This window comes from Methylobacterium sp. Leaf89 (genome assembly GCF_001422215.1).
Classification (GTDB): domain Bacteria; phylum Pseudomonadota; class Alphaproteobacteria; order Rhizobiales; family Beijerinckiaceae; genus Methylobacterium.
Window position 1 is genome coordinate 237,791 of sequence record NZ_LMML01000009.1, and the last position, 681, is coordinate 238,471.

Below are 681 nucleotides of genomic sequence, written 5' to 3' on the forward strand. Positions count from 1 at the left end.
TCGGACGACATCGCCCGCTCGATGTCGGCGGTCTCCGCCCGCGTCGCCGTGGTCCCCGGCCGCAACGTCATCGGCATCGAGCTGCCCAACGACACCCGCGAGACCGTGTACCTGCGCGAACTCCTCGCCTCGGCCGATTTCGGCATGAGCAAGCACAAGCTCGCCCTGTGCCTGGGCAAGAACATCGGCGGCGAGCCGATCATCGCGGATCTGGCCAAGATGCCCCACCTGCTGGTGGCCGGCACCACGGGCTCGGGCAAGTCCGTGGCCATCAACACCATGATCCTGTCGCTCCTCTACCGGATGAAGCCGGAGGAGTGCCGGCTGATCATGGTCGACCCGAAGATGCTGGAGCTCTCCGTCTACGACGGCATCCCGCACCTGCTCTCCCCCGTCGTCATCGACCCGAAGAAGGCGGTGATCGCCCTGAAATGGGCCGTGCGCGAGATGGAGGAGCGCTACAAGAAGATGTCCAAGATCGCCGTGCGCAACATCGACGGCTACAACGCCCGCATGGCGGAGGCCCGGGCCAAGGGCGAGACCATCACCCGCGAGGTCCATACCGGCTTCAACCGCGAGACCGGCCAGGCCGTCTACGAGACGGAGGAGATGGACCTGTCGGCGCTGCCCTACATCGTGATCGTGGTCGACGAGATGGCCGACCTGATGATGGTGGCGGGC

The 681-nt window shown here is 66.1% G+C and carries 1 protein-coding gene; it reads left to right on the plus strand.

Features of this window, described 5'->3' with window-relative positions; genetic code table 11:
- A partial coding sequence (locus ASF18_RS24535) for a DNA translocase FtsK (protein WP_280138922.1) occupies positions 1–681 on the plus strand: 681 nt, incomplete at both ends.